Source organism: Chryseobacterium geocarposphaerae (genome assembly GCF_002797535.1).
GTDB lineage: Bacteria > Bacteroidota > Bacteroidia > Flavobacteriales > Weeksellaceae > Chryseobacterium > Chryseobacterium geocarposphaerae.
Genome location: NZ_PGFD01000001.1, coordinates 977,527 through 996,996, shown reverse-complemented (window position 1 = coordinate 996,996; position 19,470 = coordinate 977,527). Strand labels below are relative to the sequence as shown.

Below are 19,470 nucleotides of genomic sequence, written 5' to 3'. Positions count from 1 at the left end.
TAAAAAATTAAAGGCTATGAAAAAAAGATCGATTTTCTTACTTGCCGGCATTGCAACACTTTATTTTAATAATACGTATGCCCAGGAAACGACTCCACAGGATTCTACAAGAACGGCATCTATTGATCAGGTAGTAATCACAGGAAACTCCAATCCCAAAAAGAAAATAGAATCCAGTACAGCAATTTCCACTTTTACAGCGAAGGAAATTCAGAAACAAAATCCGATCAGTGCGGCTGCTTTATTGCAGAGAGTTCCAGGTTTTGCTGTGGAAACTTCGGGTGGTGAAGTCGGAAACAACCTTTTTGCGAGAGGGATTCCTTCTGCAGGAGCGTATGAATTTGTACAGGTTCAGGAAGACGGACTTCCTGTTTTTGAAGACGGGGCTTTGCAGTTTGCCAATGCAGATAACTTTTTCCGTGTAGATAATTCGGTAAGCAGACTGGAAGCATTGAGAGGCGGTTCAGGATCTATTTATGCAAATAATTCTCCGGGAGGTCTTATTAACTTTATTACAAAAGAAGGAGGTAATGATTTTAAAGGAACTGCAAAACTGGAGACCAGTACGTATGGTTTGATGCGTACTGATGTCAACCTGGGAGGTGCTTTGGTACAGGATAAACTATTCTTTAATGTTGGTGGTTTTTACAGAACAGACAACGGAATCAGAAAAACAGGTTTTAAGGCAAACAATGGCGGGCAAATCAGAATGAATCTTAAATATGTTTTTGATAAAGGTTATGCTAAAGTGTATTATAAAAAGCTTGATGACCGAAATACATTTTTCCTTCCTATTCCTTTGTCGCAATATGGCAATGATCTGAAAGAGTTCTCGGGTTTTGATGCTAACTATGGAACATATAGCTACAGAGCGATCAGTCAATTGAATATTCCGCAAGCCGGAGGAGGATTTTTCAATAGAAATCTGGAAGACGGAATTCATCCGAGAGTTGATGTGTTAGGAGCCGAGTTCAAATATGACTTGGGAGGAAATTTCTCGGTCATTAATAAAACACGATATACGAATATTAACATGAATTACACTGGGATTTTCCCGGCGGGTGGTCCTCAGGCAATGGCAGATTTTGCAAAGTCAGAAGGAATTACAGGAAATAATTATCAATATTCATTAGTAAGCAACGGAGCTATTGTGAATCCTGCGTATGTTCAGAAATTAGGGTTCTGGGCGATCGATAAACAGATGAATAATTTTGTCAACGATTTACAGTTCAATTATAAGTTTGACAAAGGAAATGTAACGGCGGGTTTTTATAAATCCAACTGGAAATCTCATCAATACTGGAACTGGAGTAATATTTTGACAACGGCAACGGACAGACCTGAACTTCTAAACCTAGTTGACACTTCATTAACTCCGGCAAGTACAGGATATTCAAAGACGTACAATGGAGTTACAGATATGTCTTTCCTGGTTAGGGATTCTCAAATTCAGGGTAGCTTAAATGATCTTTATTTAAATTTAGATTATAATATCACTGATAATTTAAGCTTCAATGGAGGAATTCGGTACAGTAAAGATTCTTATAAGGGATATGGCGTAAATACGACAACTTCGAACCTGAACAATTCAGGATTAACAACAGATGGAACACATTCCTTCTTAACAACTACAGCAGATGATAATATGGCGGTGTTAGGAAATAAATATACCTATTGGTACTACGATGTAGACAGAGTATCTTTCACAACGGCTCTGAATTATAAGATCAATAGAGAAAATGCGGTCTATGCCCGTTTTTCTAATGGTTTCAGATCTCCGAATGAAGAAGCGTACTATAATAATATGAATAATTTGTCCGCAATAAAACCAGTTACGACCAATCAGCTGGAAGTTGGGTATAAATATTATTCAAGAACATTTGATCTAGCGGTGATTCCATTCTACTCTACTTTGAAAAACCTTTCATTCACAGACGTATTTTCTGACGGAACTTCTGAAAATAAATTCGCCAATACCACCAACTTCGGGGTAGAATTGGAAGGATATGCAAGATTATTCAACAATTTACTAGAAGTGACTTTCAATGGAACAATTCAGAATCCGAAATATAAAAACTTCACAGGAATGGATGCTGCAGGTAATTTCTTTGATTACGACGGAAATACGGTAAGAAGAATGCCGAAATTCTATTTCAATATTTCTCCGGCAGTAAATATCACAAAAGAATGGAGAGCTTATGTAAGTATGAATTATTATGGTAAACGTTTCCAGGATGAAGCCAATACGGATAAAAATATTCTGCCTTCATTTTCTGAATTCGGAGCGGGAACTTCTTATCAGTTAGGAAAAATAAGATTTGCAGTTGACGGAACCAATATCTTCAACACGATCGGGATTACAGAAGGTGACCCAAGATCTCCGCTTACAGGAACAGGAGATATCAGAATGGCGAGACCTATTATGGGTGCTGCTGTAAGAGCTTCAATTACCTTAGATTTCTAAAATTAGATATTTTTAAATTGAAAAACGTCGGAAGATCTCCGACGTTTTTTTATTGTTATATATTAAAATATAAATCTACTTTTTAATAAACGGATATATTTTTTCGTCAAGCTTTAATAAATAAGAGCCTGTAGATAAATGCTGAACAGAAATATTCTTTTTGTTTCTAAATGGAGCTTTTTCCGTAGAAATTACTTTCCCTGAAAAATCTAAAATCTGTGCTGACTGTATATCTTCAGTTTTTCCGCTTACAAAAATGTTTTCATTGGCAGGATTTGGGTAAATTTTAAACTCATTTTCTTTTTGAGAAGTAGTGAGTTCCGAAGTTGATAATGATCCTAGATTTTGGCAATAATTGCTTGCATAGGAATCCCATTCAGAAAGAGTAAAGCTTGTTGTAGGTTGGGTTACACTTGCCTTTCTGTATAAAGAAACGTTTCCTAAAGTTGAAGAATTGCTGGTGCCTGAAATTCCAATAGCGTCTACGGTTGCCGATTTATATCTTAATTCCAAGTACTGGCTTCCTGAATAGGTCATTTGCGGAGCTGCTGTTACAAATTTTGCCTGATTGATGCTGTAGCAGGAAAAATTAGCTTCAGGATGCAGCACTACGAATGTTTCGTTATTCTGAACAATTCCTTCCAATTCGTATGGGTCGGGAAAATAATAGTTGCTTCCGCTTGAAAACTGAATAGATAATCTATAATCGCTCAGGTTTACAGGATGTCCTGTTTTATTGGTAATTTCTAATCCTTTATTATTTGAAGTTCCTTCCAGGTATTTTGTAACCATCAGATCTTTAGCATAGATATCTGAAGCTAAGGTTGTGGTAGAGGCAATATTACTGTCGGAAGAAAGCAGGTATCCGTTGTCATAAGCTTTAACGGTAAAAGTATAAGCTGTTGAAGGTGTCAGATGATCTACACTAAAGGTTGCGTTTTTCGTTGCTCCAACCAAAGTTCCGTTCTGGTAGATCTTATAACCGATTACATCCGTACTTGAACTCGGAGCCCAGCTTAATGTTGTAAAATAAGCACTGTTTTGTGTTACACTTAAGTTGGTGGGAGCCTGCGGAGCCACAGTATCGGGAGTTTGCCCCCAGATTGCATTTACCCAAGCTGGATTATCAATAAAAGGATTTCTGTTTTTCTGTATAACATATACTGCATTGTTTCTGTCGATTTCCCTTTGAGAAACCGGATCTTGTTGATGCCACTGAAGAAGCATGGCAATATAAGCCGGATCATAACCTCTTTCTTCCGTCCCATCCAGAGGATTAGTGTCAGAAGCGGGATTTGTATTGTTGTTGAAATTAAAAGTTCCTAATTTACCTTCGTACCTTACGGCAAAATACAGTAAACTTCTGGCTACATCACCTTTAAATTCATTAATAGGCTCATAAACTCGTCCTGTATAAGTTATTCCGGGAATGGCACAGTTCCCGATTTTTGAAGTGTTGGTAAATGTATAATATATAGTGGAACCCACGATTCCATAAGGGTAATTGCTTCTTAATTGGTTTATTCTCGCATCTGTAGGAACCACATAGAATAAATCGGAATACATTGGGTAATTACTGTAAAATGTACTTTGGGGCATCATGTGTTCCCGGTTCCAACCCTGTCCTTCTGCACTTGCACTTCCGATAATATTTGCGGTTGTATATTCATAAGCATCCGGTCCTGTAGGGATTTCAGAGTAGATATCTAATAAAATAGTCGTATTGCTTGGGCCGTAATCATAATATTTATCTAAATCAGTCTGGTTGTAATAATTGGTGAGATCACTGTAATGCCAGTTGATATTCTTGGCAGAAATAATATCATGAAGCTTTGATTTCAGTGCGTAGCCGGTTAATCCGGTTGTACCATCATAATACCCTGCAGGAGCTTGCGCTGCAAGATATGATGAAATCAAAATTACAGAAAGTAGAAGTTTTTTCATGTTTTAGTATTGGGAAGCAAAATTAGTAAATTATTAAACTTATTTTTAAGAAAAATTTATTAAAAAATCATTAAATATTAGAATGTAAAAAATTGAAAACTAAAGCTTTGTTTATAAATTACTATGGAGGAAATAATTTTTTTGGGCGTTCCGTCAATTTATTTATCTTTGGGAACTAACTATTATCTATTATGAATACAGAGACTATTGACAACATTAAAATGATAGCGGAAACAGCAAGAGAGTTTGCTGAGAAGAATATCAGACCTAATATTATGGAGTGGGATGAAAGCCAGACTTTTCCTAAAGATTTGTTTCATCAGTTAGGTGAGATGGGTTTTATGGGGATTGTTGTTCCTGAGCAGTACGGAGGTTCTGGTCTTGGTTATCATGAATATGTTGCAATTCTTGATGAGATTTCTCAGGTAGATCCTTCTATCGGTCTTTCTGTGGCGGCTCACAACTCTCTTTGTACCAATCATATCTACGAATTTGGAAATGAAGAGCAAAGAAATAAATGGCTTCCTCAGTTGGCTTCAGGTAAAGTAATTGGAGCTTGGGGGTTAACAGAACATAATACAGGTTCAGATTCAGGAGGCATGTCTACAACAGCGGTAAGAGACGGAGATGACTGGATCATTAATGGAGCTAAAAACTTTATTACTCACGCGATCTCTGGCGATATTGCTGTGGTAATGACAAGAACAGGTGAAAAAGGAGCTAAAAATAACTCGACGGCTTTTGTTTTAGAAAAAGGTATGCATGGTTTTACTTCCGGTAAAAAAGAAAATAAATTGGGAATGAGAGCTTCGGAAACTGCGGAGTTAATCTTCGATAACGTTCGTGTACCGGATTCTCACCGTTTAGGAGAAGTGGGTGAAGGTTTCAAGCAGGCTATGAAAATTCTTGACGGAGGTAGGATTTCTATTGCTGCATTAAGTTTAGGAACAGCTAGAGGAGCTTATAAATCAGCTTTAAAATATGCTAAAGAAAGACATCAGTTCGGAAAATCAATTTCTGAGTTCCAGGCTATCAATTTTATGTTGGCAGATATGGCAACTGAAATCGATGCTGCTGAACTTTTGATTCAAAGAGCGGCAACATTGAAGAATGCTAAGCAAAAAATGACAAAAGAAGGAGCTATGGCAAAATTATATGCTTCTGAAGCTTGTGTAAGAATTGCTAATAACGCAGTTCAGATTTTCGGGGGATACGGATATACAAAAGATTTCCCGGCTGAGAAATTCTACAGAGATTCTAAACTTTGCACCATCGGAGAAGGTACTTCTGAGATTCAAAGATTAGTGATCGGTAGAGATATCACAAAATAATTTAAAACATAGACAAATGATTAAGCAGGCTTTGTTGGGTGAGTTTTTGCATGAAGCAGAAAATACCCGAAAACTTTTGAAAGCAATTCCTGATAGCGCTTTAGACTGGAGGCCGTCTGAAATTAATTGGACCGCAGCTCAGTTGGCTTCTCATATTTCAGAGGTCTATAACTGGTTTGAATATACCTTTAATCAGGATGTTTTTGATATGGGAACGTATCAATATGACAAAGGAGATATTTCCAAAGCTGAAAATATTGTGGCTAAGTTTGAAGAAAATGTAGCTAAAGCTCAGAAAGCTTTGAAAAACTCAGACGAAGGGACTTATTTCAACGAATGGACAATGGAAATGAACGGAAACGTACTCTTCCCTCCTATGCCGAAAATTCAGGTAATTCGCTCGTTCCTTTACAATCATTTGTATCATCACAGAGGAGAATTGGTCGTTTATTTAAGATCTACAGGAAATAAAGTTCCCGGATTATACGGACCAACAGCAGACGACAAGTCTTAGAAATCTTAGAAATTTAGAATTATCTTATTATAATTGAATAGCATACGCAAAATACGTATGCTATTTTCTTTTTATGAGAATATAATATTTAAACTATTTTTAATGCATTGCATAATATTTTAAATGAATAATCTAAAAATTTCTTAAAAAAATTTGTTTTTCGTAATATAAAATTTATTAGCTTTGATATTCCACAAACAAAATAAAGATTATATGAGAAAACAACTATCGATGATCGGAGTACTTCTGATCTCAGGAATTTCTTTTGCGCAGACCGACCGTCTTTGGTCTGAAAGTTCTAGAAAAACAACTTCGGAAATTTTTGAAAACAAGTCTTCTATTACGACTCCCAAGATTTTCAGTTTGGATATAAACGGACTGAAGAACGCTCTTGTAAAAGCCCCTAAGAGACTGGCGGCAGGAGAAAAATCAGAAATCATTATTTCTTTCCCGAATTCTGAAGGAAAAATGGAAAGCTTTAAAGTAAGAGAAAATTCGAATTTTGATCCTGCATTGGCCGCAAAATACCCCGAAATCAAGTCGTATATAGGAACGGGCTTAGAAGATCCTAATTCTACAGTTTACTTTAGTATTTCTCCTTTGGGCTTGTCTTCAATGGAAATCTACGGAGATAAATCTGCAGTTTTCATCGAGCCTTATACAAAAGATCTTTCTACTTATGTAGTGTACAAAAAATCTGATAAAAAAGATGATCTGAGTAAATTTGAATGCACCGTAATTGATGTCGCTCAAAAAGGAGCTGCAGGTACAACAAATCTTGCTGCAAGGCCGAACGCAGATGATGCAGTGTTGAGAACATTCAGACTGGCACTATCGTGTACCGGAGAATACACTACTTATTTTGGGGGAACTAAAGCGCTTGCTTTAGCCGCAATGAATAATACAATGACCCGTGTCAACGGTGTATTTGAAAAAGATTTTGCTGCAAGAATGGTGTTAATTGCTAATAATGACGCTGTAATTTATACAAGCGCTTCTTCTGATCCATATTCTCCGGCCTCAGGAATGAGCAACTGGAATTCTCAGCTTCAATCTACTTTAACTTCAGTTATTGGTGAGGCAAATTATGATATCGGACACTTGTTTGGTGCTTCCGGAGGAGGCGGAAATGCAGGTTGTATAGGTTGTATCTGTACCAATGGTTCAAAAGGAAGCGGTTATACCTCTCCTGCAGATGCAATTCCTTCAGGTGATAATTTTGATATAGATTATGTGGCTCATGAAATGGGGCATCAGTTTGGTGGAAACCATACCTTCTCAATGAATAATGAAGGGACGGGAGCAAACATGGAACCGGGATCGGGATCAACGATTATGGGATATGCAGGAATTACAAGCCAGGATATTCAGCCGCATTCGGATGCTTTCTTCCATGCCATCAGTATCCAGCAGATTACGAATAATATCAAAGCTAAAACCTGCTCTGTAAATACTGCCACAGGAAATTCAATTCCAACAGCAAATGCAGGTTCAGATTATACCATTCCGAAAGGAACGCCATTTATGTTAACCGGAGCAGGAACTGATGCGAACGGAGATTCATTGACTTATATTTGGGAACAAATGGATAATGCTTCTTCCTCACAAACAGGAGCAAGTTCGGCTGCTAGTGCAACAAAAGCTTCCGGACCGACTTTCAGATCCTGGACTCCACAAACAACTCCAACTAGATATTTTCCAAGAATGGCTTCTGTATTGGCAGGAGCAACTACAACTGCCGGTTCTGAAATTACAGTGGAAGCTTTATCTAATGTAGCAAGAACTTATAACTTCAGATTTACGGTTCGAGACAACAGAGCCGGAGGTTCCGGAAATAATTCAGATGATGCAGTAATTACTGTAAATAGTACAGCCGGACCTTTCAGTGTGAGTTCACAAAATACGGCAACAACCTATTCGGGAGGTACTTCTCAAACCATAACCTGGAATGTAGCGGGAACTACGACTAACAATGTAAACGCAGCAAATGTAGATATTCTTTGGTCCACAGACAGCGGAAATACGTGGACTACTCTATTGGCAGGAACTCCAAATGATGGAAGCGAAGCTGTAATGATTCCGAATGTTTCTACAACTACAGGAAGAATCATGGTGAAAGGTTCCAATCATATTTTCTTCGATGTAAATAACGCAAATATTACTGTAAATGCAGGTTCAGGATCTTCGGATACTGTGGCTCCTACAGCCCCTACATTAGCAGCTTCAGGCACTACTTCTACAAGCACAAATCTTTCTTGGTCAGGAGCAACAGATAACGTAGCGGTTACAGGTTACGATGTTTATCAAGGTTCTTCATTGATCGGTTCCACAACATCTACTTCTTATACTGTAACAAGCTTGACTCCTTCTACAACCTACAGCTTTACTGTAAAGGCAAAAGATGCGGCAGGAAATGTTTCAGCAGCAAGCAACACCGTTTCTGTTACCACTCTTGCAGGTACTTCAGTAAGCTATTGTACAGCATCAGCAACCAATACAGCTGATGAAAGAATTGGAAATGTAAGCTTCGGAACCATTAATAATACTTCTACGGGAACAGCAGGATATGAAGACTTTACTTCAGTTTCTACAAATGTAGCAAGAGGTAGTGCATATACTATTTCTGTAACTCCAACCTGGACTTCTACAAAATATAGTGAAGCTTACGCAGTTTATATTGACTACAATAAGGATGGCGATTTCGCAGACAGTGGAGAATTAGCTTGGTCTAAAGCGGGTTCTACAACGAGTCCGGCTACAGGATCAATTACTATTCCTGCTACGGCAACTTTAGGAACTACAAGAATGAGAGTGATGATGAAATACAGTTCTGTTCCAACATCGTCTTGTGGATCATATACGTATGGACAAGTTGAAGACTATACTTTGAACATTGTTTCGTCAGGAAGAGGAGATTTACTTGATACTAAAGATATAATAACTGATATTAAACTGTATCCGAATCCGGCAAGAGATGTATTAAATATTTCAAATTCGGCTTCTGAAGACTATAAAATCTTCGATATGGGTGGAAAACTAATTAAATCAGGAAAACTTGAAAGAGGTTCTGTTAATGTGAGCAGTCTTATCAAAGGTGCTTATATTATTCAGATTGGTGAAGTGTCTAAAAGATTCATCAAAAACTAATACCATTATTACATTATGTGTGACTGCCTGTGAAAACAGGCAGTTTTTTTATTTTATAAAAGATCTTTTTTTTCTTTTTCTTGTAATTAATAGATTTATAATCAGGTTAATGAAAATGTGAATTTTCCTTTTATAAATCATTATGCCTATAAAAATTATAATTTCATCAAACAAAAGTCACGGATGAATGAATTTTTATTTAATTTTATCGCCGGAATTATTCTTATTGTACCGCCTACCTGACTTGTCTTTTAGGGAAGTTCTAAAATATATTTTTAGCAAATAGGTAATATTGTTTTCTTAGATTTTTACCATACACTTTCATTTCAAATGATTTGAAAAATCTGTTGCATATAAAGCGTCTCCTATAAAAAATGGAGAAGAAACCGTATACGAAATCTTTTCTTGACAAGCTTTGAGGTGAGCTGAGGGCTCACTTCTTCTATTTACATAATTTAAAACATTTATATGAAACATTTATTTAAGTATTTATTTTTTTTATCAACGGCTTTTCTTTCTATAGCTTGTAGTTCGGATAACGATGCAGAAACGGATATCCCGCCTGTTAAAACCGTATTCTACAAAAGTGCCAACGAATTTGCTGCAACTTACGATACAGGCGGAAAAGTAGATCAGCAGACAAGAGACTATATATTTGAACTTTACAGACAGGGGAAATGGGGAGAATTGGAGGCTCTTTTTAAAGTTAATAATTTGAATGGAGGATGGCCACCTGCCAACGGAGGATATAATATTGTTGATGATGTTTCTTTTCAGGCAGGACAAAAGTTTGACAGATACAGCGGTGCTGTCGGTACTTATAACGGAACTGGAGTTCCTACTTTAGGAGGAAGTTTTACAAGCCCTATTATCAACGGATATGTCTATACTTTCTCACAAAGAGCTTTAAACCAGCCTGAAACCGCATATGATTTCTATTACGAGATCGATGTGTTAAATAATTTATTACCTTTCAAATCTCAAACTGCTGATGTTATCCCTTGGTTTGGTCAAGTTGGAGGAGGAAAACAGACGATGTGGAAAATTCCGATTGATATTACAACGGGTTATCAAAAAACATGGAATAAATTAGCGGAAGAAGGATATGTAAAAATCACCATAAAAAAAAGTCCGAGTGGAAAGTACAATAGCCTGGTTGGTACGGTGATACAATAATAAACAAGCCCAATGCATTCAATATCAAATAAAGTAATTCTAGGCAAGAAAGCCTTTATTGCAAAAAACTATTTTATCAACGATGAGATGAGTCCGTCGGCAGTAGTGAAATTCACGTGCAATAAGTGTGGTCATGTAAATACAGTTGACATTACCCCTTATGAATCGGGATTCCCAATTTTTCAGCTCTATAATGAAGATAAAGTACTACCTAAAATAGATCTTTTAAAGAACAATATGGTAACGAAAACATCACCCGGAAGAATTCATTTTGGGGAATTAACGGTGAATGAGCTGCCTACGTTATATTTTGGAACAAAGTGTGAATCTTGTCAATCCAATTATATAGGGGTTTTCAGTTATGGAGAAAAACAGCCGGGATTAACGGTTTTAAATCTTTCAGGCATTTGGGAATATCAGGAAATAATTTAAAATAGAATTAATTTTCTGTCATTTCGACAAAAGGAGAAATCTAAATTATTATCAAAAAGATTCTGCATTTCATTGAGAATGACAATACATATTATTATCAGATAATTTAATTAAATCCACGGCTTACAACTGTGGATTTTTTTAATTAGAAGATACAGTAATTCAGCAGGATGGGATTTTATTCCAAGAGATGTTGTATATTTTCCGAAATCGTTTTTTATATTTGCTTTAAATAAAAAATATTCATGGATAAAATTGATAGTCTGAACCAGGTAGCAGAATTCCACACCACTTTTAAAGCCCCTATTTTAGATACCCCACAAATTCCTTCACCGGAAAGATGCAATCTTAGAGTTGAGCTTTTACAGGAAGAGCTAAACGAATTGAAACAGGCGATTGCAGATAACAACATTGTAGAAATTGCGGATGCATTATGCGATCTACAATATGTTTTGAGTGGTGCTGTATTGGAATTCGGACTTGGCAGCAAATTTGTAGAACTATTCAACGAAGTTCAGCGTTCCAATATGTCAAAAGCTTGCGATAATGAAGAACAGGCACAGGAAACGGTTGAGTTTTACAAAGCAAAAGACGTAGAATCATTTTATGAAAAATCGGGTGAGAAATTTAATGTTTACAGACAGGCAGATCATAAAGTCCTGAAAAATAAATATTATTCTCCGGCTGATTTGAAGACAATTATCGAAAAATAATATGAAAAAACTCATTACAAATGTTGCCGTTATTTCCTGTTTGGCTTTTACAGCTCAGCAGGTCAGTGCTCAAAAAGTAGTCGTAAACCGAGAGGTTGAAACAACAAATGACGGCAAAATGCTTTTAGGAAACCAGCTAAAAGATCAGTTCCTGAAAGCTCCGTATGCAGACTGGTATGTGAAAGAGCATGATGAATATGCAATGGATCAGAAAGCAATTAATGATCTTAAAAAGGATAAAATCAATTCTTATAATATTACGGTTTTCATGGGGACATGGTGTGAGGACAGTCATAGAGATTTCCCGAGGCTAATGAAAATTCTGGAAGAAGTAAAATATCCGGAAAATAAACTGACGATTATTGCGGTGAATCGTAAGAAAGAATCTCCAACAGGAGACGAAGGCCGTTACAATATTCAGAAAGTTCCTACGATTATTGTTGAAAAATATGGGAAAGAAATCGGAAGAATCATAGAAATGCCAACCACAGGATATATTGAAAGAGATTTGGTGAATATTCTGAAGAAAGATGACCAGTCTGTAATCAACGAAATTTTAAAATAACAGGTTTGAAAAATACCAGATTCATAATACCGTTCATAGCAGGAGCCCTGTTGATGGTTTTATTATTTTTTGGATTGAAATCCTGTTTGAATCTTGGCGGAAAAACTGAGCAGTCAGATTATTACATTCTGACCAATCAGATTTCCAAAATGAATAAAATGGTGGTGATCGAGCAGAACTTTTCTTCCATGCAGAAAACCAAAATGGGGTACGAATTTTTTGGAAAAGAAGTTTCCAGCAACAGCATTATTACGTATACCAAGACCAATGCGCAGGTTTCTTACGATCTTAATAAAATGAAGATTAAGGTTGATTCCATTAATAAAAAACTGGTCATTACAGATCTTCCGGAAGCTGATATAAGAATTACACCGAGTGTGGAGATTCAATCGTTGGATGACTCTTTTTTTAACAGGATTTCTGAAAAAGATATCAGAAACGTTACCCAGAAAGCAAAAGAAACTGCCGTTAAATCTGTAGATCAGAATAAATTAAGATCCGAAGGGCATAAACAATTAATGGAAAATCTGAATAATATTTTCGTTTTGGCAAAGGCTTTGAATTATAGTATAGAAGACCAGACCGGTAAGCTGGGTATTTTAGGACTATAAAATTCAAAAATTATGGACTCAAAAGAAAATAAAAAAGGAAAAGAATCTGCGAACAATGCAGAAACAAAGAAACAAAATCAGGATTTTCCCAATATTCCTGCTTCGTCAAAAAAAACGAACCCACCTGATATTGATAAAGAAGATGTTCAGGAATCTTCAAAAAACAAATCCGGAAAAACAGATAATACAAAAGAGAAATCTTAAATTATACAAAAGGTTCGGTCTCATGGAGACCAAACCTTTTTTCAAAAAAAAATATAAAAATAAAAGTCAAACATAGTAATGAACTGACAGTGGTCAATTCGCTTCGCTCGTGAATTACCCCTAACTATTTGACTATTGACTCACGAAGCAAAATTGACAGATCACTTTATTACACGATTGTAGATTTTCCAAGTTTTACATTCTCGAAATTATAATATGTTTTTTCAGAATATTTGATATAATCTGCAATGAAACTTCCTACTTCATCGGTTGAATAAGGCTGTTCTGCATTGAGATCGATGGTGACATATTTATTTTCTATAGCATGTTCTACAGATTCTTTTAGTTTTTCAGCAGCATGATCCAGTTTTAAATAGTCAAGCATCATTGCTGTACTCAAAATTGAAGCGATCGGATTGGCAATTCCCTTCCCTTTTGCTTGTGGATAAGAACCGTGAATAGGTTCAAACATAGCATTTTCATTTCCAATAGAAGCGGACGGAAGTAAGCCGATAGAACCTCCGATTACACTCGCTTCATCAGAAATAATATCCCCAAACATATTTTCTGTAACAATCACATCAAACTGTTTCGGATTTAAAATCAACTGCATGGCTGCGTTATCTACAAACATGAAACCAAGTTCCACATCAGGATATTCTGTTGCAATTTCCTTACAGATTTTTCTCCATAATCTGGAAGTATCCAAAACATTGGCCTTATCGATTAAGGTTAATTTTTTTCTTCTTTTTTGAGCTTCCTGAAAAGCCATATGAACAATTGGAGCAATTTCATCACGGTTATACTTACAGATATCATAAGCGTACCCTACTTCTTCATCCGTAAACTTTTCTCCAAAATAAATTCCGCTCACCAGTTCCCTGAAAATCTGAATATCTGTTCCTTCAATAATCTCTTTTTTCAAAGGGCTTTTTTCAATCAAAGAATTATATGTTTTCAAGGGTCTTATGTTGGCAAAAAGACCAAGCTCTTTGCGAAGTTTCAATAATCCCTGTTCAGGACGAACTTTCGCATCCGGATTATTATCAAATGCAGGATCTCCGATAGCCCCGAAAAGCACCGCATCAGATTCTTTACAGATTTCTAAAGTTTCATCCGGTAACGGATTTCCAGTTTTAAAAATGGCTTCTGCTCCCACCAATCCATATTTAAATTCGAATTTATAGTGAAAAGCCTCAGCAATTGCATCTAAAATTTTAATGCTTTCGTTCACCACTTCCGGTCCTATTCCGTCTCCCGGAAGAACGGCAATTTTAAAATCAGTTTTCATATACTTTTTGTGTCTTTAATTCAAATTCCTGGATTGCCTGTTTTCTGCTTATTAAAAAATCAATATCATCATAACCGTTCATCAGGCATATTTTTTTATACGAATCAATTTCAAAACTTTCGCTTTTATCGTTGAAAGTAATGGTTTGTTGCTCAACATCTACCAGAATTTCCTTTTCGGGATTTTCGGTAATATCGTTCAGGATTTCTTTTAAAAATTCTTCTGAAACTTTTACCGGCAATAATCCGTTATTTAAAGCATTTCCCTTAAAAATATCAGCAAAAAAACTTGAAATAACGACCTTAAAACCATAATCTGTTAAAGACCAGGCAGCGTGTTCACGACTGCTTCCACAACCGAAATTATTTCCTGCTACAAGGATTTCACCGCTGTATGTCGGATTATTCAAAACGAAATCGGGATTAGGCTCATTCGTATGAACATTATAACGCCAGTCTCTGAAAAGATTATCTCCGAAACCGTTTTTATCAATACTTTTTAAAAACCTGGCAGGAATAATCTGGTCTGTATCTATATTTTCAACCGGCAAAGGAATTGCCCGGGATTTTATAATGACTAATTTTTGCATTGTGTTAAATTATTAATGTGAAATGTGAATTTTGCTTTGCAAGTCAATGGTGAATTTTAATTGTTTTTATATTCACCTCTTACCTTTCACTTATGAAGAAATAAATTCACTTTATCATTAGTTTTCAAAAACTGATATTTTCCCTTCAATGGCAACCTTTGCAGCTGTTAAAGGGCTTGCTAAAATGGTTCGGGCTCCTTGTCCTTGCCTTCCCTCAAAATTCCTGTTGGAAGTGGAGACACAGTACTCTCCTTCCGGAATTTTATCATCATTCATAGCTAAACATGCGGAACATCCTGGTTGCCTGATCTGGAAACCGGCTTCATTGAAAATTTTGTCTAATCCTTCTTCAAAAATCTGTTTTACCACCTGTTGAGAACCCGGAACAATTAAAGCCTGAACGTGTTCTGACTTGCTTTTTCCTTTAATATAATTGGCTGCTGAACGGAAATCTTCAATTCTTGCATTCGTGCAGCTTCCGATGAAAACATAATTAACTTTAATATCGGAAAGAACTTGTCCGGCTTTTAAACCCATATATTTCAAAGCTTTTTCCTCAGATTCATTTTGCGGATTCGGAATGCTCTGGTTGATAGAAATTCCCATCCCAGGATTGGTTCCGTAAGTTACCATCGGATAAATTTCAGAAGCATCGAAAGAAAATTCTGCATCAAAAACCGCTTCATCATCTGTTTTTAGAGTTTTCCAATATTCTAGTTTCTCTTCCCATTCTTCTTCTTTTGGAGCGAAAGTCCTGCCTTTGACATAGTTGAAAGTGGTTTCATCAGGAGCAATCATTCCGCCTCTGGCTCCCATTTCAATGCTCATATTACAAACAGTCATTCTGCCTTCCATCGACATTTCTTCGAAAACATTTCCGGCATATTCACAAAAATATCCTGTTCCGCCATCAGTTCCTACTTTTGATATGATATATAAAATCACATCTTTAGGCTGAACATTCTTATTGAGTTTACCATTTACAGTAATTCTCATTGATTTTGGTTTGTTCAGCAGTAGACATTGGCTCGCAAAAACCTGTGCCACCTGACTGGTCCCGATGCCAAAAGCAATAGAACCAAAAGCACCATGCGTTGAAGTATGACTATCACCACAGACAATACTCATTCCAGGCTGTGTAACGCCTAATTCCGGAGCAATGATGTGGACAATCCCTTGATATTGATGTCCTAATCCGTAGAGCTCGATATTATTTTTTCTGCAATTTTCCGTTAATTGTTCAACCTGATTTCTAGAAGAATCATCACGGATCGGTTTGTCCTGATCCAGTGTCGGAACATTGTGATCGGCTGTAGCAACAATCTGTTTGGGTCTGAATATTTTTAAGTTTCTGGATTCCAGTTCTGCAAAAGCCTGTGGACTTGTTACTTCGTGAATCAGATGTTTGTCGATGTATATAATTTGAGGTCCGTCCGGAATCGTTTCTACAACGTGGGCATCCCAAACTTTGTCAAAAAGAGTTTTTTTATCGTTGTTCATTTTAATTTTAACACATTTAAATCAATTATCCTACCCTATTTTTTTTGTCACTCTTTCGATGATAGAGCTTAAATCATCATTGTTGACTTCTTTTTTCATATCGGCGACTTTCAGAAATTCCTGATATAAAAAATCAAGCTCGTTTTTAGTAACATCAAAACCGATATGCTTGAATCTGTAGGCTAAAGCTGAACGTCCGCTTCTTGCTGTTAAGACAATTGTAGATGCATTTACCCCTACTTCTTCCGGATCTATGATTTCGTACGTTTCTCTGTTTTTGATGACACCATCCTGATGAATTCCTGAACTGTGGGCAAAAGCATTTGAGCCGACAATTGCTTTGTTAGGCTGAACCGGCATTCCCATCAATTCAGAAACCAAAATGCTCATAGGGTTGAGCATTTTGGACTGAACGTCAGTATATAATTTTAAGTGTGTATGTTGTCTGAGAATCATTACCACTTCTTCCAAAGCTGTATTTCCGGCTCTTTCTCCAAGTCCGTTGATGGTACATTCGATCTGTCTGGCTCCGTTTACGATTCCTGCAATAGAATTTGCGGTTGCCATTCCCAAATCGTTATGACAGTGACAAGACAGAATTGCCTTGTCAATGCCATTTACATTCTCTCTCAAAAATTTTATTTTTTTCCCATATTCTTCGGGTAAACAATATCCGGTTGTGTCTGGAATATTCAGCACTGTAGCTCCGGCTTTGATTACAGCTTCACAAACTTTTGCCAAATATTCGTTATCTGTTCTTCCTGCATCTTCGGCATAGAACTCTACATCTTCTACGAAGGTTTTAGCATATTTTACAGCCTGAACAGCCCTTTCGATAATATCTTCCCTGTTCGAATTGAATTTGAATTTAATATGAGAATCCGAAGTTCCGATTCCTGTATGTATTCTTGGTCTTTTAGCATATCTTAAAGCTTCTGCAGCCGTATCGATGTCTTTTTGATTGGCTCTTGTCAATCCGCAAACCTTCGCGTTTTTTACCAGTTTTGAAATCTCAGAAACCGAATGAAAATCTCCTGGGCTGGAAATTGGAAAACCGGCTTCGATAACATCTACACCCAGCTCGTCCAGTTTTTCAGCGATAATTAATTTTTGTTCGGTATTTAATTTACACCCCGGAACCTGCTCTCCATCACGCAATGTGGTATCAAAAATTTCGACTTTTTCGGAATTCATAATGAAGTTTTTACTTAATTTTGATTCAAAACTAGAAAGTTGAAAAGGTTTTTAATTTTCGGTTTCTATAAAAATTACAATACTCAAAATATTGATTTTTAAATCTAATTATTTGAATAACAGTGCTTTAAATTCTATAAATTTACAATGGCAGAATTGCAGAAAGATTTTTTATTTGTATTGATTAAGTCATTAACAACCTCTGAAAAAAGGCAATTCAAGCTCTATGTAAACCGTCTCGGGATTAATGTGGATGCTAAATTTCTTCTCTTATTTTCAGAGATTGATAAGATGAAGGAATATGATGAAAATATCATTATTGAGAAGAAAATTTCAACCAAACAGCAACTGTCAAATCTAAAAGCTCATCTTTATAAACAGATTTTGGTGAGTTTAAGAATGAATCCCAGTCATCAGAACTATAGAATACAACTCCGTGAGCAGCTTGATTTTGCGAATATTTTATATCAGAAAGGACTTTATAAACAAGCACTGAAGATTTTAGATAAAACGAAACAATCGGCTTTAGGTTTAGACGAAAAAAGTATTGCTTCGGAAATTATAAATCTGGAGAAAGTAATTGAATCACAGTTTATTACGCGAAGTATTGAAGGTCGTGCAGAGGAATTGATCCAACAGTCTACCGAAATCAGTAAACAAAACCATTATGCTACGGAACTGTCCAATCTGTCACTGAAATTGTACAGTGAAATGCTGACGCATGGTTATGTGAAAAATGATGAAGACAGAGCTGAAATTATGGAAATATTTAATGCTCAGATTCAGAAGATTAATTTTGAAAAACTGAATTTTACTGAGAAATTATGGTATTTTAAAGCGCATGTCTGGAAGAACCAATTGCTTCAGGAATATAAATACACATTAAAGTATGCTTATCAGTGGGTGGATTTATTTCACAAAAATCCGGACATGATTGTAAGTCATCCTGTATGGTACATTAAAGGAAATACCTACCTCCTGAAAATCCTGTTTTTATATGGAAATATTGATATTCTGGAAGACAGCTTCAATGAATTTAATGAAATTGTTCATTCTTCAAGTTTTGCTCAAAATGAAAATATTCAATCACTTGTCTTTCTGACCTATTATAATACCTTAATGAACATTCACTTTGTGAAAGGTGAATTCTTTTCCGGCTCTAAGCTGATTCCGGAAATTGAACTTAAAATGGAAAGATTCCGTGATAAAATAGATGAGCATCATTTCATGATTCTTTACCTGAAAATGGCAGCCATGTTTTTTGGTAGTAAGAAGTTTAAAGAGTCGATAAAATATTCATTAAAAGTCATTGAATCTAAAGGAAATGTGCAGGAAGACCTGCTGTTCCATACAAGAATTCTGATTTTAATGGCAAAACATGAGTCGGGTAATGATGAAGATTATGATGAGTTTATAAAAGCGGCTTCAAAATTCACAAAAAAAATGAAAAAGCCGGATGAGTTTCATTTTGAAAGCATTAAATTCTTTAAAAACCTGAATAATTTAACCCCGGACAAACAATTGAATTCCTTTAAAGAATTTGATAAGAAGCTAGAGGTTTTTGCTGAGAATGAATATTATCGTAGATCTTTGTTTTATATAGATATTCACGGTTGGGTAAAATCCAAAGTAAGAAATGTGGATGTGATTGAAATTATAAAGGAAAAAGTAAGATATAAAAGAAGACGTTGATTTCTTAAACGTAATTCTTTAATTTTGAAAATGTTAAGATTTCATTATTAAGATAGATTTTGAATCAAAGTGGCTTAATATTCTTTAAACTTAATGGTTCTGC

16 protein-coding genes are annotated in these 19,470 nt (G+C 36.0%); 11 read left to right on the top strand and 5 right to left on the bottom strand.

Going from position 1 to position 19,470, the window contains the following annotated elements:
* Positions 1–16: 16 nt before the first annotated feature.
* Positions 17–2,464 carry a TonB-dependent receptor gene (locus CLV73_RS04370; RefSeq protein ID WP_100375645.1) on the top strand — a complete coding sequence of 816 codons (2,448 nt, stop codon included), beginning with the start codon at positions 17–19 and terminating at the stop codon, positions 2,462–2,464.
* A 75-nt stretch (positions 2,465–2,539) separates the two neighbouring features.
* Here CLV73_RS04370 and CLV73_RS04365 read toward each other — a convergent pair whose 3' ends face one another.
* Positions 2,540–4,408 (bottom strand): endonuclease, encoded by a 1,869-nt coding sequence (locus CLV73_RS04365; RefSeq protein WP_100375644.1) that lies wholly within the window; start codon positions 4,406–4,408, stop codon positions 2,540–2,542.
* A gap of 191 nt (positions 4,409–4,599) precedes the next feature.
* On the opposite strand from CLV73_RS04365, the gene CLV73_RS04360 reads away from it, so the two are divergent.
* The 9 genes from CLV73_RS04360 to CLV73_RS04320 all read left to right on the top strand — a co-directional run bounded on the left by CLV73_RS04360 (position 4,600) and on the right by CLV73_RS04320 (position 13,101).
* Complete coding sequence (locus CLV73_RS04360) at positions 4,600–5,739, top strand: acyl-CoA dehydrogenase family protein (protein WP_100375643.1); 1,140 nt, start codon at positions 4,600–4,602, stop codon at positions 5,737–5,739.
* 16 nt (positions 5,740–5,755) lie between these two features.
* The gene (locus tag CLV73_RS04355) at positions 5,756–6,253 is read left to right on the top strand and encodes a DinB family protein (RefSeq protein WP_100375642.1); all 498 of its coding nucleotides are present in this window, start codon (positions 5,756–5,758) and stop codon (positions 6,251–6,253) included.
* 213 nt (positions 6,254–6,466) lie between these two features.
* Positions 6,467–9,400 (top strand): reprolysin-like metallopeptidase, encoded by a 2,934-nt coding sequence (locus tag CLV73_RS04350; RefSeq protein ID WP_100375641.1) that lies wholly within the window; start codon positions 6,467–6,469, stop codon positions 9,398–9,400.
* Between the two features lie 468 nt (positions 9,401–9,868).
* Positions 9,869–10,576 (top strand): glycohydrolase toxin TNT-related protein, encoded by a 708-nt coding sequence (locus CLV73_RS04345; RefSeq protein ID WP_100375640.1) that lies wholly within the window; start codon positions 9,869–9,871, stop codon positions 10,574–10,576.
* A 12-nt stretch (positions 10,577–10,588) separates the two neighbouring features.
* Entirely contained in the window at positions 10,589–11,008 is a 420-nt protein-coding gene (locus CLV73_RS04340; RefSeq protein ID WP_100375639.1) for a hypothetical protein, read from the top strand.
* A 245-nt stretch (positions 11,009–11,253) separates the two neighbouring features.
* Positions 11,254–11,721 carry a pyrophosphohydrolase domain-containing protein gene (locus CLV73_RS04335; protein WP_087710124.1) on the top strand — a complete coding sequence of 156 codons (468 nt, stop codon included), beginning with the start codon at positions 11,254–11,256 and terminating at the stop codon, positions 11,719–11,721.
* Position 11,722: 1 nt separating this feature from the next.
* Positions 11,723–12,286 carry a thioredoxin family protein gene (locus tag CLV73_RS04330; RefSeq protein WP_100375638.1) on the top strand — a complete coding sequence of 188 codons (564 nt, stop codon included), beginning with the start codon at positions 11,723–11,725 and terminating at the stop codon, positions 12,284–12,286.
* A gap of 5 nt (positions 12,287–12,291) precedes the next feature.
* On the top strand, positions 12,292–12,897 hold the full coding sequence (locus tag CLV73_RS04325) for a DUF4230 domain-containing protein (RefSeq protein ID WP_100375637.1): 606 nt from the start codon (positions 12,292–12,294) through the stop codon (positions 12,895–12,897).
* Between the two features lie 12 nt (positions 12,898–12,909).
* Positions 12,910–13,101 (top strand): hypothetical protein, encoded by a 192-nt coding sequence (locus CLV73_RS04320; protein ID WP_100375636.1) that lies wholly within the window; start codon positions 12,910–12,912, stop codon positions 13,099–13,101.
* Between the two features lie 169 nt (positions 13,102–13,270).
* Here CLV73_RS04320 and leuB read toward each other — a convergent pair whose 3' ends face one another.
* The 4 genes from leuB to CLV73_RS04300 all read right to left on the bottom strand — a co-directional run bounded on the left by leuB (position 13,271) and on the right by CLV73_RS04300 (position 17,675).
* The gene (gene leuB, locus CLV73_RS04315) at positions 13,271–14,392 is read right to left on the bottom strand and encodes a 3-isopropylmalate dehydrogenase (RefSeq protein ID WP_100375635.1); all 1,122 of its coding nucleotides are present in this window, start codon (positions 14,390–14,392) and stop codon (positions 13,271–13,273) included.
* On the bottom strand, positions 14,382–14,981 hold the full coding sequence (leuD, locus tag CLV73_RS04310; protein WP_100375634.1) for a 3-isopropylmalate dehydratase small subunit: 600 nt from the start codon (positions 14,979–14,981) through the stop codon (positions 14,382–14,384). Before leuD ends, leuB begins: the two co-directional genes overlap by 11 nt.
* A gap of 117 nt (positions 14,982–15,098) precedes the next feature.
* Complete coding sequence (leuC, locus tag CLV73_RS04305; RefSeq protein WP_100375633.1) at positions 15,099–16,481, bottom strand: 3-isopropylmalate dehydratase large subunit; 1,383 nt, start codon at positions 16,479–16,481, stop codon at positions 15,099–15,101.
* A gap of 30 nt (positions 16,482–16,511) precedes the next feature.
* Positions 16,512–17,675 carry a 2-isopropylmalate synthase gene (locus CLV73_RS04300; RefSeq protein ID WP_100375632.1) on the bottom strand — a complete coding sequence of 388 codons (1,164 nt, stop codon included), beginning with the start codon at positions 17,673–17,675 and terminating at the stop codon, positions 16,512–16,514.
* Positions 17,676–17,822: 147 nt separating this feature from the next.
* Here CLV73_RS04300 and CLV73_RS04295 point away from each other — a divergent pair, with 147 nt between their 5' ends.
* Positions 17,823–19,367: a hypothetical protein gene (locus tag CLV73_RS04295; protein ID WP_100375631.1), complete on the top strand. Its 1,545-nt coding sequence runs from the start codon at positions 17,823–17,825 to the stop codon at positions 19,365–19,367.
* The last annotated feature ends 103 nt before the right edge of the window (positions 19,368–19,470 follow it).

Coding starts and splice junctions, on each gene's coding strand:
- CLV73_RS04370 (WP_100375645.1), top strand. CDS start 17: ATGAAAAAAAGATCGATTTTCTTACTTGCCGGCATTGCAACACTTTAT.
- CLV73_RS04365 (WP_100375644.1), bottom strand. CDS start 4,408: ATGAAAAAACTTCTACTTTCTGTAATTTTGATTTCATCATATCTTGCA.
- CLV73_RS04360 (WP_100375643.1), top strand. CDS start 4,600: ATGAATACAGAGACTATTGACAACATTAAAATGATAGCGGAAACAGCA.
- CLV73_RS04355 (WP_100375642.1), top strand. CDS start 5,756: ATGATTAAGCAGGCTTTGTTGGGTGAGTTTTTGCATGAAGCAGAAAAT.
- CLV73_RS04350 (WP_100375641.1), top strand. CDS start 6,467: ATGAGAAAACAACTATCGATGATCGGAGTACTTCTGATCTCAGGAATT.
- CLV73_RS04345 (WP_100375640.1), top strand. CDS start 9,869: ATGAAACATTTATTTAAGTATTTATTTTTTTTATCAACGGCTTTTCTT.
- CLV73_RS04340 (WP_100375639.1), top strand. CDS start 10,589: ATGCATTCAATATCAAATAAAGTAATTCTAGGCAAGAAAGCCTTTATT.
- CLV73_RS04335 (WP_087710124.1), top strand. CDS start 11,254: ATGGATAAAATTGATAGTCTGAACCAGGTAGCAGAATTCCACACCACT.
- CLV73_RS04330 (WP_100375638.1), top strand. CDS start 11,723: ATGAAAAAACTCATTACAAATGTTGCCGTTATTTCCTGTTTGGCTTTT.
- CLV73_RS04320 (WP_100375636.1), top strand. CDS start 12,910: ATGGACTCAAAAGAAAATAAAAAAGGAAAAGAATCTGCGAACAATGCA.
- leuB (WP_100375635.1), bottom strand. CDS start 14,392: ATGAAAACTGATTTTAAAATTGCCGTTCTTCCGGGAGACGGAATAGGA.
- leuD (WP_100375634.1), bottom strand. CDS start 14,981: ATGCAAAAATTAGTCATTATAAAATCCCGGGCAATTCCTTTGCCGGTT.
- leuC (WP_100375633.1), bottom strand. CDS start 16,481: ATGAACAACGATAAAAAAACTCTTTTTGACAAAGTTTGGGATGCCCAC.
- CLV73_RS04300 (WP_100375632.1), bottom strand. CDS start 17,675: ATGAATTCCGAAAAAGTCGAAATTTTTGATACCACATTGCGTGATGGA.
- CLV73_RS04295 (WP_100375631.1), top strand. CDS start 17,823: ATGGCAGAATTGCAGAAAGATTTTTTATTTGTATTGATTAAGTCATTA.